General features: G+C 60.6%; 14 protein-coding genes. 5 read left to right on the top strand and 9 right to left on the bottom strand.

The window, feature by feature from the left end; all coding sequences use genetic code 11:
- Positions 1-13: 13 nt before the first annotated feature.
- On the bottom strand, positions 14-652 hold the full coding sequence (locus ACE3O2_RS11865; protein WP_374337735.1) for a helix-turn-helix domain-containing protein: 639 nt from the start codon (positions 650-652) through the stop codon (positions 14-16).
- 462 nt (positions 653-1,114) lie between these two features.
- Here ACE3O2_RS11865 and ACE3O2_RS11860 point away from each other — a divergent pair, with 462 nt between their 5' ends.
- Positions 1,115-2,218: a hypothetical protein gene (locus ACE3O2_RS11860; protein ID WP_374337733.1), complete on the top strand. Its 1,104-nt coding sequence runs from the start codon at positions 1,115-1,117 to the stop codon at positions 2,216-2,218.
- A 200-nt stretch (positions 2,219-2,418) separates the two neighbouring features.
- Here ACE3O2_RS11860 and ACE3O2_RS11855 read toward each other — a convergent pair whose 3' ends face one another.
- From ACE3O2_RS11855 to ACE3O2_RS11840, 4 genes are all read right to left on the bottom strand, one after another.
- Positions 2,419-3,069 carry a response regulator transcription factor gene (locus tag ACE3O2_RS11855; RefSeq protein WP_168877186.1) on the bottom strand — a complete coding sequence of 217 codons (651 nt, stop codon included), beginning with the start codon at positions 3,067-3,069 and terminating at the stop codon, positions 2,419-2,421.
- Positions 3,069-5,054 (bottom strand): sensor histidine kinase, encoded by a 1,986-nt coding sequence (locus ACE3O2_RS11850; protein ID WP_374337731.1) that lies wholly within the window; start codon positions 5,052-5,054, stop codon positions 3,069-3,071. The genes ACE3O2_RS11855 and ACE3O2_RS11850 overlap by 1 nt, the downstream gene beginning before the upstream one ends.
- A 101-nt stretch (positions 5,055-5,155) precedes the next feature.
- A complete protein-coding gene (locus ACE3O2_RS11845; protein ID WP_374337729.1) occupies positions 5,156-5,842 on the bottom strand; it encodes a phosphoadenylyl-sulfate reductase in 687 nt (228 codons plus the stop codon).
- 39 nt (positions 5,843-5,881) lie between these two features.
- The gene (locus ACE3O2_RS11840) at positions 5,882-6,658 is read right to left on the bottom strand and encodes a sulfite exporter TauE/SafE family protein (protein WP_168877183.1); all 777 of its coding nucleotides are present in this window, start codon (positions 6,656-6,658) and stop codon (positions 5,882-5,884) included.
- 117 nt (positions 6,659-6,775) lie between these two features.
- Between ACE3O2_RS11840 and cysB the strand changes: the two genes are divergently transcribed.
- Complete coding sequence (gene cysB, locus ACE3O2_RS11835) at positions 6,776-7,705, top strand: HTH-type transcriptional regulator CysB (protein WP_168877182.1); 930 nt, start codon at positions 6,776-6,778, stop codon at positions 7,703-7,705.
- 79 nt (positions 7,706-7,784) lie between these two features.
- Positions 7,785-8,276 carry a GAF domain-containing protein gene (locus ACE3O2_RS11830; protein WP_374337727.1) on the top strand — a complete coding sequence of 164 codons (492 nt, stop codon included), beginning with the start codon at positions 7,785-7,787 and terminating at the stop codon, positions 8,274-8,276.
- Positions 8,277-8,289: 13 nt separating this feature from the next.
- On the opposite strand, the gene ACE3O2_RS11825 is transcribed toward ACE3O2_RS11830, so the two are convergent.
- A complete protein-coding gene (locus ACE3O2_RS11825; RefSeq protein WP_374337725.1) occupies positions 8,290-9,546 on the bottom strand; it encodes a diguanylate cyclase domain-containing protein in 1,257 nt (418 codons plus the stop codon).
- A gap of 143 nt (positions 9,547-9,689) precedes the next feature.
- Between ACE3O2_RS11825 and ACE3O2_RS11820 the strand changes: the two genes are divergently transcribed.
- Positions 9,690-10,829: an efflux RND transporter periplasmic adaptor subunit gene (locus ACE3O2_RS11820; RefSeq protein WP_374337723.1), complete on the top strand. Its 1,140-nt coding sequence runs from the start codon at positions 9,690-9,692 to the stop codon at positions 10,827-10,829.
- The gene (locus tag ACE3O2_RS11815; protein ID WP_374337721.1) at positions 10,826-13,954 is read left to right on the top strand and encodes an efflux RND transporter permease subunit; all 3,129 of its coding nucleotides are present in this window, start codon (positions 10,826-10,828) and stop codon (positions 13,952-13,954) included. Before ACE3O2_RS11820 ends, ACE3O2_RS11815 begins: the two co-directional genes overlap by 4 nt.
- Here the strand turns inward: ACE3O2_RS11815 and ACE3O2_RS11810 are convergent.
- The 3 genes from ACE3O2_RS11810 to rho form a co-directional block, all read right to left on the bottom strand.
- Positions 13,945-15,564, bottom strand: coding sequence for an ArnT family glycosyltransferase (locus ACE3O2_RS11810; protein ID WP_374337719.1), 1,620 nt, complete (start codon positions 15,562-15,564; stop codon positions 13,945-13,947). The genes ACE3O2_RS11815 and ACE3O2_RS11810 overlap by 10 nt on opposite strands.
- 71 nt (positions 15,565-15,635) lie before the next feature.
- Positions 15,636-15,842, bottom strand: coding sequence for a 50S ribosomal protein L31 (rpmE, locus tag ACE3O2_RS11805; RefSeq protein WP_373282880.1), 207 nt, complete (start codon positions 15,840-15,842; stop codon positions 15,636-15,638).
- A gap of 95 nt (positions 15,843-15,937) precedes the next feature.
- Positions 15,938-17,197, bottom strand: coding sequence for a transcription termination factor Rho (gene rho / locus ACE3O2_RS11800; RefSeq protein ID WP_168877176.1), 1,260 nt, complete (start codon positions 17,195-17,197; stop codon positions 15,938-15,940).
- Between the last annotated feature and the right edge of the window lie 3 nt (positions 17,198-17,200).

The following is a 17,200-nucleotide window of genomic DNA, read 5'->3' as shown; positions in this document are numbered from 1 at the left end:
CGTTCCGCCGCGCTCAAGCAAAGGCCGGGGCCGACAGTAGCCCCAACCATGTGGGCTGGTTGCGCAACTGGCCGGGGGTATGCTGGAACCAGCGCTGAAAGGCGCGCGTCATGTGCGCCTGGTCAGCATAGCCCACATCGCAGGCCAGAGCCGTCAGGGGCGTGGCTGAGAATAGGGCGCGTGCCGCACGGCGAGCACGCGCCAGCGCAATCCAGTATGCGGGATGGCGACCCGTGGGTGTCAGCAAGCGCTGCAAGGTGCGCTCACCCACCCCCAACTGGCGACAGGCGACGGCTACACTCGAGCTGGCAGCCAGCCCCTGCAACGCCTCATGTATCCGCGCATCCAGTCGTACTTCTTCACCAATAATGGCATTCAGGTCAACCGCATCCGGGTTACGCTGCAGCTGCAAGGCGCGGAGCAGACGGCTTTCATCAAACTGGGCACCGGGCTGGAAACGATAGCCGAGGTAGCGCTCGCCGACTACGCCTTCTACGGTGTAGGCCTGATCGGCCAGCGGGGCGATCAGGGCCACACGTTGACCTGATGAACGGGTGTGGATGATCAGGTCGCGACAACCATCTGGCGGCACCCAGAATGCGCCGCTGGCTGCCGTAGTGGCTTGCCAGGCTTCGAGAATGACAGGGATCATGAGGTGTATCACAGCATGGCAGGATAGACATCCATGATACGGGATTGTCTGGCAGAGTGGGGTGCGGCTATTTTGTTGCTTCGCAACAAAACGAAATGATGTACTGCGCGTTGTCAAACTACACGGCAGGGTGAGGCATGGGAGGGAGAAAAAAGAGGCCCGGTGTGAACCGGGCCGCAAACTCCAAAGGAGAAAAGAGGAGACACTATCAAGAAATCAGAAGAACCTCATTCCTGATGACTGCATTATGCTACAAGACAATTCAGTTTGCAAGCTAAATGTTGTGCACAGCAGCAAAAAAATGACATTCTATCCTGACAGCCCAACTCAGAGTAGGCTGCCCTTGGGAAAGTTCCATGCCGTCCCACTTTTTTGTGACCCGCTGCACAAACGGGCTGGGCATGGTTGTGCAGGCGGTGCTGGTATACTGTCGTCTTGACTGATGAAACCTCTGAAGAACCGATGACCATGCTCTTGCCTGATCCCCGCCAGTACGCCCGGATGGACCCCAAGCAGCCCTTGCTGCGCCGTGTAATGAGCCACCTGACCCAGGCGGATCAGCCGGAAACCTTGATCGCCCTGCAACACGAGGTACGCGATGCCTTGCTGTCGGGACAGGACGAAGCCTTGCAGCACGCACTGCAGGCAGCACCTGCCCAAGAGGCGCATGACCTGCTGTGGCAGCAGCTGTGTCAGCTGGTGGATGGGGAGGTGCTCAGCCGCCCGGATGGCAAGCGGGCTCGCCTGTTCATGTTGCCGCTGATACTGGTGGCGGGTGCACGGCAGGAGGTGACCATTCCGGCGACCTTGCCAGATGCGGCGGCTGTCATGGCCTTGCTGCAACAGCACGGGGTGCTGGCCGACAGCAATCAGGTCTGGCTGTCTGATACTCTGTGCGATTTACCGTCCATGGATGCTGTTTCAGCCAGTACCTGGTATCAGGCCATGTTGTCCGTGCAGCAAGGCGGACAGGGCTTGCCCTTGTCGTTGCCGGCATCACCGTTAGTGGTCAAAGGCAATGAAGGGGTGCATGTACGCTGCTTGGTGGGCTTGGCGCTGGAGCAGGAGGGGGAGTCGCTGGTGCGGTTGGGGGGGGATGCGCAAGGTTGGGGGTTGGCACTGTGCAAACTGCTGCAGACCCAATGGCAACAGAATGGGCTGACCCTGTTTGTCATGCCCCGCCCCATGAGCGGGGTGATGGCGGGTCGGCATGATGCGCGTTTTACCTGCCTGGAAGTGGCATTTCAGTTGTTTGCCAGCACTCAGATTCGTAAGGTACGGGAGGGCGTGGGCGATCCGGCAGCCGTGCTGGCGTGTCATGAAGGTGGCGAGCTGCGGGTGTGCTTGGGCTCGGTACTGCAGCCCTCCTTGCGGGAGCGTTTTGTCTGGCGCCTGTCGGCGCTGGATCGGGTTGCTTCGGTGCAGCACATGATGGAAAGCTTGTTGCAGGAGTGCCAGGTGACGGACATTCGCCGTGTTCGTGACGTGCAGCCTGCGTTAGGAACGGACGGGCAGCCCTTGTTCCTGGATCTGGATCAGGTTGCGGCGGATGAGGCCGTGCACTGAATAAAAAAATAGCCGCACTACGTATCCAGATAGTGCGGCCTGAGTGAGGACAAACCGGCGTAAGCCGGTTCAGCAGTCTACGCGATTGGGAGCGCAGGTCGCTGACAGCAAAACCATCAACAACCAAGACTACGAAGCGGATATTAAGCGAGCACTTGCGCTATGCCTATTGGGTTCGCTACCGAAGCGGCTGCGTAGAACTACGGACTAGCCGGGCCAGAGAGCGGGCTATAGCCGTGCTCGCTGACACCGGTCAGATAGAGGCGCACCAGTTCGGCCAGTGACTGGGTTTCCAGCTTGGCAAAGATGTTGGCACGATGGGTTTCTACGGTGCGGGGGGACAAATCCAGCACACGGGCAATCTGCTTGTTGGACAAACCTTCGACGATCTGGACCAGAATCTCATTTTCCCGGTCGGTCAGCTTGGACAGCCGGGCTTGTGCCTCGCGGGTCAGGGTTTGCTGACGACGACTGCGGATGTGTTGAGTGACCGCCTTCTGCACGGAATCCAGCAGTGCTTCTTCATCCACTGGCTTGATCAGGAACTCCACTGCACCAGCCTTGAAGGCGCGGCGGCACAGGTTGAGATCGCCATGGCCGGTGATCACCACCACTGGCAAATCACACTGCTCATCCAGTAAGCGTTGCTGCAATTGCAGGCCGGTCATGCCGGGCATGCGGATATCCACGATCAGACAACCAATGGTGTTGCGGTCGAAGGCGCTCAGAAAGCTTAGCGGATCCGCAAAGGCGTCTACCCGCATACCCATGGTTCGTAGCAACAGGGCCAAGGCTTCGCGCACATCGTCATCATCGTCAATCAGGTAGACCAGCGGGGAGAGGGCGTCCATCAGTCGGGTTCCTTGGTAAGGGGCAGCACCAGTACGAAGCGGGCTCCACCCTCTGGCAGGTTCTCTGCCTGCAAGGTGCCGCCGTGCGCGCTGACGATATTGTGACAGATTGCCAGCCCGAGGCCCATGCCATCATTCCGGGTTGTGAAAAAAGGTTCAAACAGGCGTGGCAGGTCCGCTTCGGCAATGCCGCTGCCATTGTCTTCAATGCTCAGGCTCAGTTGCCCCCCTGCCAGCAGCGTACTGCTCAGACGGATGCGACCTTGCTTGGGCTGGGCGCGGCTGATGGCATCCATCGCGTTGCGAATCAGGTTGACGATGACTTGCTCAAGCTGGATCGGGTCGCCATGCATGACGGGCAAATCGGCGGCCAAGCCGTCCTTGACCTTGATCTTCAAGCGGGCCAGATCCTCGCTCAGCAACGCTAAACCGTGCCGTACCACCTGGTTCAGCTCCAGCGGCTGCTCGGTAAAGCGCTGGCGCATGGCGAGGCTGCGCAAGCGCAAGACGATATCGCCCGCCCGCTTGGCCTGCTTGACGGTGCCTTCCAGCACGTCGCAGGCCTGTGCCCATTCTTCCGGGCTCTCACGCAGCAGCCGCAAGGTGGCCTGGCTACGGCTGAGAATGGCGGTCAGCGGCTGGTTCAACTCATGGGCGATGCCAGAGGCCATTTCTGCCAGTGAACTCTCCTGGGTGACGCGCGTCAGCAAGGCCTCATTTTCGCGCAAGCGGCGCTCCGCACCTTCCAGCGCGGCCAGCGCCCGCCGGCGGAAGGGGCCAATGTCACGGAAGGTCAACACACCGCCATGGAAGTCACCCACTTCGTCGAACAGCGGTGACAAGGCTCCCTCCACCATGCGTTGCCCGCCTTCCGGCAACGACAGCAGGAGGCCCTCTGGCAACTCTAGCACATCCTGACGACTGCGGATGGTGTCCAGAATCGGATAGCGGCGTGCCTCCATATCGGCTCGTGCCAGGTGCAGCGTCTGATCCACATCCAGGGTCAGTACCTGCTCACTCAGTTCGGCCAGCATGCGGGCGGCCGGGTTGACCAGGGTGATGCGGCCATTGCGGTCAAAGGCGATCAGCGCGTCGGCGGTGGCTTCCACCGTGGTAGAAGCCCTCAACCGTTCCCGTGCCAGCTGGTTGGCACTGCTGCGTGCAATGGAGCGGGCATACTGGCGTTGGACCAGCAGGCGCGTCAACAGGGTGACCATGACGGCGATCAGGGCGACCAGTGCCACCAGGCGATCGGGCGCCAGCTCTTGCAGGTAGACCGGGCGCCAGGCATGCAGCAGGAAGGGCTGGGAGGCAATGGACAGCGGGTGGTCGTAACGCGGTGGTTCCATCCAGTTGACCCGCACCGAGTTGCTGCGCGGCGCCGGGTTGTCCAGCACGGGGATGTCCCCGACCGGGGCGACCAGACGAAAGCCCATCTGCTCGGAGGGAAGGTCTTCTTGCCGTAGCAAGGCAGTGGGGTCGATCAGTAATACCGTGAGCTCGACGTCACCATCATAGGTTTGTTGCCGCGAGACCAGAACATGCCGATCGCCTGGAGCCCGCTCGACGCCTAGCCAGTCCTTGTCAGCCGGGATGTCAAACAGGCTTTCACCATCCGGCCAGTCGATCGGGGCGGCGCCGGTTCGCCATTGCAACTGGGGTCCAGAGCGATGGTTCAGGTATTGCCAGTTGGCGATACCCGCCACTTGCGGGTAGCGGCTGCGGATTGCTTCGGCAAAGCCACTCAATTCAAACGGTGAGGGAATGGGCGACAGGGTCTGAGTCGCGCCAATCGACGCCAGGATGGCGTCGTGCTGCTCGGCCCTCTGGGTCAGTAGCCGGTTGAGAATGCGGGTATCCTGCTCAAAGGACGAGGAGATTTGCAGGTACTGCGTGAACAGCATGGCCCCGATCGCCAGCAGGCTGAGGAGCAGCCAGGTCAGCAAAGCGAGCAGGAAGATACGAGTACGCGGGGCTAGCGTCATGCCAGTAGACCGTGAGCGGTTCATGCAGGCGCGACAATAACACCCTCACCGACGCGGGACAATCCATCTCCACCGGCGCGCACCGGTGGAGATGGTGGAGATCAGCCCTTTTTGATATGCAGGCCGCACTCTTTGGTTTCCGGGTTTTCCCACCACCAGCGGCCAGCACGAACGTCCTCACCTACCGTGATGGCGCGGGTACAGGGGCCACAGCCAATAGAAGGATAGAATTTGTCGTGCAGTTCGTTGTAGGGAATGTTCTGGCTACGGATGAATTCCCACACTTCCTTCTCGGTCCACTCGATCAGCGGGTTGAACTTTTCCAGCCCGTTGTCTTTGTCGAATTCCTGATTGCCGAGATCCTTGCGGGTCGGGGATTGCTCGCGGCGCAGGCCGGTAATCCATGCCTTTTGACCCTGCAGGGCGCGGCGCAGCGGGTCGATCTTGCGGATGCGACAGCACTCTTTGCGCTGCTCCACGCTGCGGTAGAAGCCGTTGATGCCGTGTTCGCGCACATAGCCTTCGGTGGCGGCCGTATCCGGGAAATACACCTTGACCGGGTGGCTGGCGTATTGCTCTTCCACCTGTTGCATCAGGGCATAGGTTTCGGCAGGCAGGCGACCGGTATCCAGGCTGAATACCGTGATGTTGAGCGCATGCTGGCTGATCAGGTGGGTCAGCACCATGTCTTCCGCGCCATAGCTGTTGGCAAATACCGCAGGTTGATAGTCGTTGGCGATGGTCTTCAGCAAAGTCACCGTGTCTTGCAGTTTCTGATCAAACGTCATGCTTACTCCTTGGATCAATTCAGTCTGGCACCATGGCCATTACAGGAAGACAAACTTGCTGCCGATCACCGCCAGCATCACTGCCAGCAGCGGGCGCGTGGTCTTGTCCGACAGGCTGCCGGACAAACGGCTGCCAATATAGATGCCCGGCAGGGAGCCTACCAGCAAAGTGAACAACAGCCCCCAGTCAAGATGCCCCATGCTGGCGTGTCCCAGACCTGCAATCAGGGTGAGCGGCACGGCATGCGCAATCTCGGTGCCCACCAGACGCACGGTCGGGATCATCGGAAAAAGGACAAACAGGGCGATGGTGCCAATGGCCCCTGCGCCGATTGAGCTGAGGGTCACCAGTACCCCGATCACGATCCCGGTCAGCACGGTGGAGGCAGCGCGGCGTGGTGTCAGTTCCACCGGCGCGTCGGGCTGGTGCCGCAGCAGGCGGAGAATCCAGGGCTTGCACAGGATGGCGACTGCCGTCAGCAGCAGGGCGACCCCCAGTGCATGGGTCAGCAGATTGTTCAGGACTTTGCTCGACAGGTGCCAGTGCTGCAGCAGCAGCACGGTCGCAATGGCTGCCGGCGCGCTGCCCAGCGTCAGCCAGCCGGTAATGCGCCAGTCGATACTGCGCTGGCGATGATGTACCAGTACCCCGCCGGCCTTGGTGATCGCGGCGTATAGCAGGTCAGTACCCACCGCTTTGGTCGGTGGGAAACCCAGCATCAGCAGGATGGGGGTCATCAACGAGCCGCCACCCACCCCGGTCAGACCGACGATCAGCCCTACGGCAAAGCCGGAGATGACTTGTACGAAATTCATGAGAGGGTGCCCACTGTGCGAGAACGGCCATGCTAACAGTGGGGCTATATGGACTGGAAAGAATATTGTGTTAGTATTTTATACGATCTGGTTATTTTGCTGCGGAGCCGCATCATCATGAAGCTGCAACAGCTACGCTATCTGGTAGAAGTCGCCAAACAAGGTTTGAATGTATCGGATGCGGCAGAAAAGCTGCATACCTCGCAACCGGGCATCAGCAAACAGATTCGCTTGCTGGAGGATGAGCTGGGGATCCAGGTGTTCATTCGGCACGGCAAGCGGGTGGTGGATGTCTCCAAACCGGGGCGGGCGGTGCTGGAAATCTCCGAGCGCATCCTGCGTGAAGCGGCCAACCTGAAACGGGTGGGCGATGAGTACGCCAATCATGATGCCGGCAGCCTGACCATCGCCACCACCCACACCCAGGCACGCTACGCGCTGCCGGATGTGATCCGGCAATTCATGACCCAGTATCCCAAGGTTCGCCTGTCCATCAAGCAAGGCAGCCCCACCCAGATTTGCGAGATGGTGCTGAGTGGCGAGGCTGATCTGGCCATTGCCACCGAAGGCATCGACCGCTATCGCGAGCTGGTGATGTTGCCCTGCCAGCAGTGGAACCGCAGTGCAGTGGTGCCGGAAGGCCACCCGCTGCTGCAGTTGCAACGTCCGATCACTCTGGCGGACATCGGGCAGTACCCGCTGATTACCTATGACTTTGCCTTTGCCGGGCGCAGCAAGATGCAAAAAGCGTTTGAGTCTGCCGGGATTGAGCCCAATGTGGTGCTGACCGCGATTGACTCTGATGTGATCAAGACCTATGTCGGCCTGGGGTTGGGGATCGGCATTCTGGCGACGATGGCTTTTGAGCCACAGCGCGACACTCAGCTTCGGGCGATTGATGCCAGCCATCTGTTTGAGCCTTCCACCACCCGCATCGGCTTCCGCCGAGATGCCTATTTGCGCAGCTTTGCCTTTGACTTCATGAAGCGCTTTGCACCGCACCTGACCGATGAGGCCATCGAACAGGCGACGCATCAGGGTCATTGACCGGATACACTTGCTTTCTGACCCGCAGTGGGCTATGACTTGAACAGCATGCCGCATTCGTGATTGCAAGGGGAGCCAGATGGACAACATCGTGGAGGTCATGAAGCAACTGTTTGTCGAGTACAGTGGCAAGCAGATTGATCTGGCAACCTTCCTCAGCCGGCTTAATGAGGCAGTGGCCGCACATCTGGAAATCCAGCGAATGGGCATCTGGCTGCTGGTGCAAGGCGGTGCCGCGCTCAGCAGCGTCGACCTGTATGACGCAGAAAGCGGGCAGCACAGCCGGGGTGCGCTGCACTATCAGGAAGACAATCCGGATTACTTTGCCGCGCTCAGCGGTCAGGGCAAGGTGGTGGCCAGCAAGGTGACGGCGGATCCATCGCTGGCCTCATTGCTGGACAGTTATTATGATCCTTGCCAGATTGAGGCTGTGCTGGATGTGGCCATCATGCGGGAAGGCAGCATGATCGGTGCCATCCGCTGCGAACAATGTGGCGGAGAGCGCATCTGGACCGACTCGGACGTCCGCTTTGTCGAGCAGGTGGCCTCTATCGTTTCCCGCGTGCGCTGAGCACGCTTCCTGCTTACTCTGATGCAAAACGGTAGGTATGCTTGCCGGCGGCTTTGGCGGCGTACATGGCGAGGTCTGCCTTCTTGCGGATGGTGCTGGCATCATTGCCATCTTCCGGTGCACGGGCAATGCCGATACTGACCGACGCCTGCAGGCTGTGCTCACCGATCTGGATTGGATCTGCCAGGGCTGACAGCAGCTTCTCTGCGCCGGTCGCCGCTGCCAGCTCACTGCGCACCCCTTGCAACAGCACCACAAATTCGTCGCCGCCCAAACGGGCTACCGTATCGCTTTCACGTACGGCCTGAAACAGCCGCCGCCCGATTTCCCGCAGCAACTCATCGCCGACATCGTGACCCAGGGTGTCGTTAACCTGCTTGAAATTGTCCAGATCCAGAAACAGCAAGGCGAAGGGTTGCCCCTGCCGGTTCAGTAAAAACAGGGCCTGTTGCAGCCGCTCATGGAACAGCAGGCGGTTGGGCAGGGCGGTGAGCGGGTCATAGAACGCCAGATAGATCATGCGCTCTTCGTTTTTCTTGCGCTCGGTCATATCGGTCAGCAGCGCAAAGCGGGTGACTTCCTGCCCGCGCTCATCGCGCAGTACATTCGCCTGTACCTGCACGGTCAGGGGAATCCGGTCTGCGCGCAGCATGGAGAGTTCACCGCGCACGGTTTCCTGCTGTTCAGGCCAGTGCCGGTCGGTCAACGGAGTAGGTGGGCAATCGGGTGCCAGAAAGTCGGCCAGGGTGGCGCCCAGCACTTGCTCGGTCGAGCAGCCCAGCAATTGGCAGAAGGCCGGGTTGGCGTCAACGATGCGGTTGGTCGCCACATCAAACTGCAGGTAGCCTTCACCACAGGTGGTGAGAATCTGCTGATGCAGGGCTTCGTTGGCCTGCAGCTGGAATTCACGCTTGCGCCGCTCGGACACGTCGTGCAAGGAAAGCCAAAGGTAGCGCTGATCCCCCTGCCATTGCTCCCGTGCGGACAGCAGCATCCATACCGGGCGGCCGTGCGCGCCCTGCAGCCGGGCTTCAAACTGGCGTACAGGACCCTGCTTCAGCCGCAACTGCAGCTCTCGCCAGTCCGTACTGTGTAAAAACAGGCTGTCCAGCGGCTGGCCTCCGGCGGGCAGCTGCAGCTGTTCATGGGCTGCGGGATTGGCTTGCAGCAGCAGCCCTTCCGGCAAACGCACCAGCAGTACCGGCGTGGGTAAATGAATCAGTAGCCCATCATGGGCGTCGACAGGCAAATCAGCGTGTGAATGCGTCATGATCAAAGGGTCGCCAAGGTATGTGCAGTATAGCGGATGTCTTGTCCTGTCACCGTGTAAACGCTTTGTAAAGCCCATTGCTGTAGGGTAATGAGCCGATATAATCAAAGCCCACCTGTCCCCTTACTTTTCAGGAACGCCCCATGTCTGTTTTGCGTCGCCCCTGGTTCTGGTTATTGCTGCTGGTATTGGCAGCGCTTGCCGCACTCATCGTGCTGCGTCCCGGCAAGGGCGGGCAGTCGGAGCGCGGGCAACGTAACCGTGACAAAGGCAGCCAGCTGCTGGTGCTGGCCGAAGGGGATGTCTACCGGATGCAGGCCGGAGTTCGCGTGCAATCCACGCCCTTCACCGGCTCGCTGGTAGCTCGGCGGCAGACCATTCTGGCTGCGCCAATGGAAGGGCTGCTGGCTGAGGTCAAGGTGCGCCCCGGTCAGGTGGTAAAACAGGGTGAGGTGCTGGCGATATTCGACGAGCGCGATTTGCAAGCCCGCCTGCAGGAGCGCAAGGCAGCCGTCAGCAGTGCCGCGTCGCAGCTGAAGCTGGCGGAGCGGAATCACCAGAGTCGTCTGGCGCTCAAGGAACAAGGGTTTATTTCGCCCAATGCCTTGCAGGAAAGTCAGGCGGCGGTGACTGAGCGGGGGGCTGCGCTGGCGTCCCAGCAAAGCCAGCTCAAGCTGGTGCAGCGTGCCGCGCAGGACGCGGTGATCCGCGCCCCGTTTGACGGCATTATTGCGACCCAGGATGTGCAGGCCGGGCAGAATGTGGCCGCGCGGGCGCGCTTGTTTCTGCTGGTGGATCCCGGCAGCCTGGAAATCGAGGCCAGCCTGCAGCCTGAACAGTTGCCCAAGGTACAGATCGGCATGCCTGCCCGTTTTAGCGTGGAGGGACTGGGGGAACAGTCCTGGTCTGCGCAATTGAGCCGGATTGCGCCACAGACGCAAGGGGGGGCTCGGCAGATTCCGGTCTGGCTCAGTTTGACGGTGTCTTCACCGGCGCTGCGGGGCGGACTGTTTGTCAGTGGGCAGCTGCAAGGCGGGAGTCAGCCAGTGCTCTTGGCGCCCAAGTCTGCCATCAGCATTGAGGACGGCAAAGCAACGGCGTGGGTGGTGCAAAAAGGCAAGCTGCAGCAGCGCCAGCTGGTGCTGGGGGAGCTGGACGACAGTGGCAATTTTCAGGACGTGCGCAGCGGTCTGCAGCCAGGTGACCTGCTGGTGCGGGTGAGGCTGGCTTCGGCCAAACCGGGGCAGGCCGTACGTGTGCCGAAAGCTGGAGCACCGGCATGAATCTGACCCGTATCAGCATTCACAACCCGGTGTTTGCCTGCATGATGATGCTGGCGATTCTGGTGCTGGGGGTGTCGTCCTACAAGAAGCTGACGGTGGAGCAATTCCCCGATGTGGGCTCGCAGGTGGTGATCATTGTCACCAACTATCCTGGGGCCACCCCGGAGGTGGTGGAGACGGACGTCACCCGTCGGGTGGAAGAGTCGATGAACACCATCAATGGGGTCGATGAGATTTCGTCGACCTCGTATGAGGGTAGCAGTGTCGTGACTGTGAACTTCACCCTGTCGACCAATATGGACGACGCGATGATGGACGTGCGCGACAAGATTTCTGTGCTCACCCCCCGGCTGCGTGATGGGGTGGATGCACCAGTGATTCGCCGTACCAATCCGGATGATCGGCCGATCATCTCCCTCTCCTTGACCTCCAGCAGCCATTCGGCCCGACAGCTCACAGAAATGGCCGAGAATACCCTGGTCAAGCAACTGCTGACGGTGCCAGGGGTCGGCCAGGCTTCCGTGGTGGGTGGCGTGAAGCGCCAGATCATCATCCAGCCCGACCCCTTGCGGCTGCAGGCTGCCAATGTCGGGGTGGACCAGTTATCTGCCGTGCTCAAGCGGGAAAATGGCCAATTGCCGGTCGGGGTGTTGAGTGGCGGTGGCCGTGATCTGGTGGTCCAGCTCGAAGGCAAGATTCGTGATCCGCAGCAGTTTGGTGAGCTGATTGTGGCCCGTCGTGGCGACAGCGTGATCCGGGTACGCGATGTCGCACGGGTGGTTGACGGTCAGCAGGAGAAGAACTCGCTGGCCCTGATAAATGGCAAACCGGCGGTGGCCATCGACATCTACAAGGTGAACAAGAGCAACACCGTCGAAGTGGCCGATGCCGTCAAGCGCATGAAGGATCGCCTGCAGGAACAACTGCCGACAGCGATGAAGCTGGACGTGATTGCTGATGGCTCGGTGCCGATCCGTAACTCACTCAACGACGTGACCACCACCTTGCTGGAAGGGGCGCTGCTGACCATCATGGTGGTGTTCCTGTTCCTCGGCTCTTGGCGCAGTACCGTGATTACTGGCCTGACCTTGCCGATTTCGCTGCTGGGTACCATCTTTTTGCTCGACCTGTTCGGCTTCAGCCTGAACATGATGACGCTGATGGCCCTGTCGCTGTGCATTGGCTTGCTGATTGATGACTCCATCGTGGTGCGGGAGAACATTACCCGGCACATGGCCATGGGTAAGCCTTCCAGACTGGCTGCGCTGGAAGGTACTCAGGAAATCACGCTGGCGGTGCTGGCCACCACGCTGACCATTGTCGCGGTGTTCCTGCCCGTAGGGTATATGGGCGGGATCATTGGCCGCTGGTTCCATCAGTTTGGCATTACCGTGACCGCTGCCGTACTGTTTTCCATGTTCGTCAGCTTTACGCTGGACCCGATGTTGTCCTCCGTCTGGCGCGATCCCCAGGTGCAGGATCACAAGCCGATGCCGCTACTGGGGCCGCTGCTGGGCTGGATTGAGCGTCAGCTTGAGCGCCTCTCAAACGGCTATACCGGCTTGATTCGCTGGGCGCTGCGTCATCGCTTGGCCGTGGTCGGCATGTCCATAGGTGTGTTGGTGCTGAGTTTTGTCTTGATGGGCCGGCTGGGCAGCGAGTTTGTGCCGGATGCCGATCAGTCTGACATGGTGCTGTCTGCCAAGACACCGGTGGGCTCCAGTCTGGAGTACTCGCGTAGCAAGGTGGAGCAGGTGGAACGCATTCTGCGTTCTTTCCGTGAGGTGGAGCGTACCTATTCCACGGTCAATACCGGCTTTGTGCAAGGGCGAAACCAGTTCTCCATCCGTATCAAGCTGGTGCCCCGCAAGCAGCGCAAGCTGGGGCAGAAGGAGCTGGCGCAGCGTTTCCGCGCCCGGGTGTTGCAGGTGGCAGGGATTGAGCTGCGCAGTATCGGTGGGGCCAACTCCGCTGGCGGGGGCGGCAAGCCGGTATCGCTCAGCATTCAAGGGGGGGATATCCGCGAATTGCAGCGCCTCGCAGATCAGCTGCGCAGCCGCATGAAGCAGATACCGGGACTGGTGGATGTCGAGTCCAGCCTGAGTGATGCCAAGCCGATGCTGGCCCTGCGCATCAAGCGCGATGTGGCCTCGGATCTGGGTATTTCCCTGCAGCAGATCAATCAGGCATTGCAGCCGCTGGTAGTCGGCGACACGGTCACCACTTGGGAAAGTGAAGACGGCGAGAACCACGATGTGGTGGTACGCCTGGATGAAGCCAACCGCAAGAACCCGGCCGATCTGGCACAGCTGCGGCTGCAAAGCAGCAAGACCGATCCACAGACCGGTCAGCCCCTGCTGGTGCCGTTGTCTGCCGTGGTCAGCTTTGTCGACAGCAAAAGCCCGAACCAGATCAATCGCCGTTCGCTGCTGCGCGAGATCCGGCTGAGCGCCAATGTGGATGGTCGTCCGGCGGGTGAAGTTGGCAAGGACTTGCAACCGGTGGTGCAGAGCATGGCGCTGCCACCGGGTTACCGCATCGTTACCGGCGGGGCCAACAAGGACATGCAGGAGTCCGCCGGTTATGCCGCTGCTGCGCTGGGGCTGGGCGTGATCTTCATCTATATGGTGCTGGCTTCGCAGTTCAACAGCTTCCTGCACCCGCTGGCCATCATGACGGCGCTGCCGCTGTCCTTGATCGGGGTGGTGCTGGGGCTGATGGTGGGTGGCTCAACCATGAACATCTTCTCGGTGATCGGCATCATCATGCTGATGGGGCTGGTGACCAAGAATGCCATCCTGTTGGTGGACTTTGTCGAGCAGGCGGTGCGCAACGGGGTAGACCGCATGACCGCCATTCAGGAAGCCGGGCGGGTGCGGCTACGCCCCATCCTGATGACCACCTTTGCCATGGTGCTGGGCATGCTGCCACTGGGTCTGGGGCTGGGCGAAGGGGTCGAGCAGCGTGCACCGATGGCTCACGCGGTGATCGGCGGGGTGATTACTTCAACCATCCTGACGCTGGTGGTGGTGCCGGTGGCGTATAGCTTGCTGGATGATTTTGGCGACTGGCTGCGCAGGCTGACCGGGCGGCAAAAAGCCACGGAAGGCCACGCTCAAGGCTGACGTTGCAGCAGCCAGTAGCCTTCCTTGCGGTCACCGCCACGATGCCCTTGCCAGATAATGCGCCAGCCGGCGGGGGCAACGCTGCGCTGGGTGGTCTTGGCCAGTTTCCAGCGGCATGCCTGATCCCGAACGGGAAGGTCGATGCCCTGGCGATAGGCCAGCAGGGTGAGCACGGTGCGTGGCATGTCGGCCGTGTGGATGCAGCTGCGGTCTGCGGGCAACTGCCGGGCCAGCTGCTGCAGCATGGGCTGGTAGTCCTTGGCCGCGACAATCCAGGGTAACCACAAGGTCATGATCAGCCCCCAGGCCATGGTGGCACCGGCCACCCAGCCACTGAGGGCTTTACGCACATCATGGCGCTGCTGCCACATGATCCACAGCCACAGCCCGGTCAGCAGCAGGGCAAACGCCAGCAGTACCGGGTGCAGCTCATGCTGGTAGGTGGGGCTGGCCCGGTGCATGCGCATGGCGATACGGCCAGGCCATCCGGTGCTCAAGGCCAGCCAGCCCAGCCAGACCAGCAGGGCGATCAAGCCAAAGGTACAACGGCCAAACCAGTTGAAGGCGGCGATACCGCCACGGCGCAGCCGGTCCAGGCCCGGCACGGCCAGCAGGCACAGCGCAGGCAGGCACAGCATGGTGTTGACGTCATGCTCATCCGGTTGCCAGGCATTCCCCAATATCCACAGCAGGCTCGCCAGCAACAATTGCAGGTGCAGTACCCGTGATGGCGCAGAGCCCAGTGGATTACGCCGCAGCGCCAGCAAGGCCAGCGGCCAGGCCGGCCAGGCAAACCACGGCACCATACCCAGGTAGTAGCGCAGACGGTGAGCATCAAAGTGAGCTGCCAGCACCTGCTGCTGCCACCATTGATCAAAAATCAGCGGGGCATGCTGCCTCAGAGCCAGCGGCCACAGCAGGAGCAAGGGCAGGGCGATGACGCTGGCAGGCAACAATGCCCGTAGCCACTGTGCGGTGGCGACGCCGGGCCGAGGCCAGGCAAACAGCAGCAGGGTCAGGATGCTGACGGCCAATGCCAGTGGCCCGCCACCGAGCAAGGCAACGGGGAGCGCCAGACCCAGACACAGGCCCGCCCGCATGGGCCGCTCGGCCAGCAGGCTCAGGCCGTACAGTTGCAATGCGGCACCTAGTAATGCCGCCTGTTCCGGCATGACCAGATGCGCGCGCGACAGCAGGCCAAAACAGCCCATCAGCATCAGTACGGCCAGCCGCCCTTGTCGCGCCCCCCACATATGCTTGCCCGCCAGCCCGACCAGCAAGAAGGTCAGGCCCATCATCAGCACCGCAGCGAGTCGGGCCGTTTCGTGCAAGGCGATCCAGTGCGAGGGCAGGATTTTGGCGAACGCCGCTGCCAGCCAGTAGGTGAGCGGTGGGTTGTCGAGAAAGGGTTGGCCATTGAGTTGTGGAATCAGCCACTGGCCATGCAGCATGCTTTGTACCACGCCAATGACTTCGACCTCTTCCCCCCGCCATGGCGCATGCCCAAAGGTGCCGGGCAGCAGCCAGGCCAGGCATAGCAGCAGCAAGAGCCAGGAATGGTCGCGTGGTGGTGTTGGCGGCAGGGCGGACGCGGGCGTGTAAGTCAGCATGGCAACGTCAATGGCAGATCACAGAGACAAAAAAAGGCAGCCCAGGCTGCCTTTTTTCTGCGGCGTGATGCTTAGCGCACCATGCTGCCGTACTTGTTCTTGAACTTCTCGATACGACCAGCAGTATCCACCACCTTTTGCTTGCCGGTGTAGAACGGGTGGCACTGGGCGCACACTTCAATGTGCAGGTCCTTGGCCATGGTCGAGCGGGTGGTGAAGGCGTTGCCGCAGCTGCAGGTCACCTTGATTTCGGTGTAGTTCGGGTGCACGTCTTTCATCAGACTTTCCTTTGCATGAGCGTACCGGGATTGTGCCGGTACTTTGTAAAAGCGGAATTATGGACGAGTTTTATCTCGTCCGCAACTGTCAGGTCTTAGCCCCGGCGCATCGAGTCAAAGAAACCCGAGTTGCTCTTGGTGGCTTTCAGCTTGTCCAGCAGGAATTCGGTCGCTTCCAGATCGTCCATCGGGTAGAGCAGCTTGCGCAGCACCCAGATCTTCTGCAGCACATCCTTGTCGATCAGCAGCTCTTCACGGCGGGTGCCGGAGCGGTTGACGTTGATGGCAGGGTACAGGCGCTTCTCGGCCATGCGACGGTCGAGATGGATTTCCATATTGCCGGTGCCCTTGAATTCTTCGTAGATCACATCATCCATGCGGCTGCCAGTGTCGATCAGCGCAGTGGCAATAATGGTCAGCGAGCCGCCTTCTTCGATATTACGCGCAGCACCGAAGAAACGTTTCGGGCGTTGCAGGGCATTGGCGTCCACACCGCCGGTCAGCACCTTGCCGGAAGCAGGAATCACGGTGTTGTAAGCACGGGCCAGGCGGGTGATGGAGTCGAGCAGGATGACCACATCCTTTTTGTGCTCCACCAGGCGCTTGGCCTTTTCGATCACCATTTCTGCGACCTGGACGTGACGGGTCGCCGGTTCATCAAAGGTGGAAGCTACCACTTCACCCTTCACCGTACGGGACATTTCGGTCACTTCTTCCGGGCGCTCGTCGATCAGCAGTACGATCAGTTCCACGTCCGGGTGATTGGCGGTGATGGCATGGGCAATGTGTTGCAGCATCACGGTCTTGCCGGACTTGGGCGGGGCGACCAGCAAGCCACGCTGACCCTTGCCGATGGGCGAGATGATATCAATCAAGCGACCGGTGGCGTTCTCTTCCGAGGAGATGTCCCGTTCCAGCTTCAGCGGTTCGGTCGGAAACAGCGGCGTCAGGTTTTCAAACAGGATCTTGTGCTTGGCCGATTCCGGTGTGTCACCGTTGACGCGGTCTACCTTGACCAGGGCAAAGTAACGCTCGCCTTCCTTCGGTGTGCGAATCTCGCCTTCGATCGAATCACCGGTATGCAGGTTGAAGCGGCGAATCTGGCTGGGGCTGACGTAAATGTCGTCTGGTCCGGCCAGGTAAGAGGTATCCGGGCTGCGCAGAAAGCCAAAACCATCCGGCAGCACTTCCAGCGTGCCTTCACCGTATATGCTTTCGCCCTTTTTGGCCTGATTCTTCAGCAAGGCAAAGATCAAATCCTGCTTGCGCAGGCGACTGGCCCCGTCGATTTCATTGGCAATCGCCATGTCAACCAGTTCGGAGACGTGCAGGCGCTTGAGGTCAGATAAATGCATGGG

Source organism: Leeia sp. (assembly GCF_041909055.1).
Lineage (GTDB): Bacteria > Pseudomonadota > Gammaproteobacteria > Burkholderiales > Leeiaceae > Leeia > Leeia aquatica.
The sequence above is the reverse complement of the archived record's forward strand: the minus strand, read 5'-3'. Positions and strand labels throughout refer to the sequence as shown.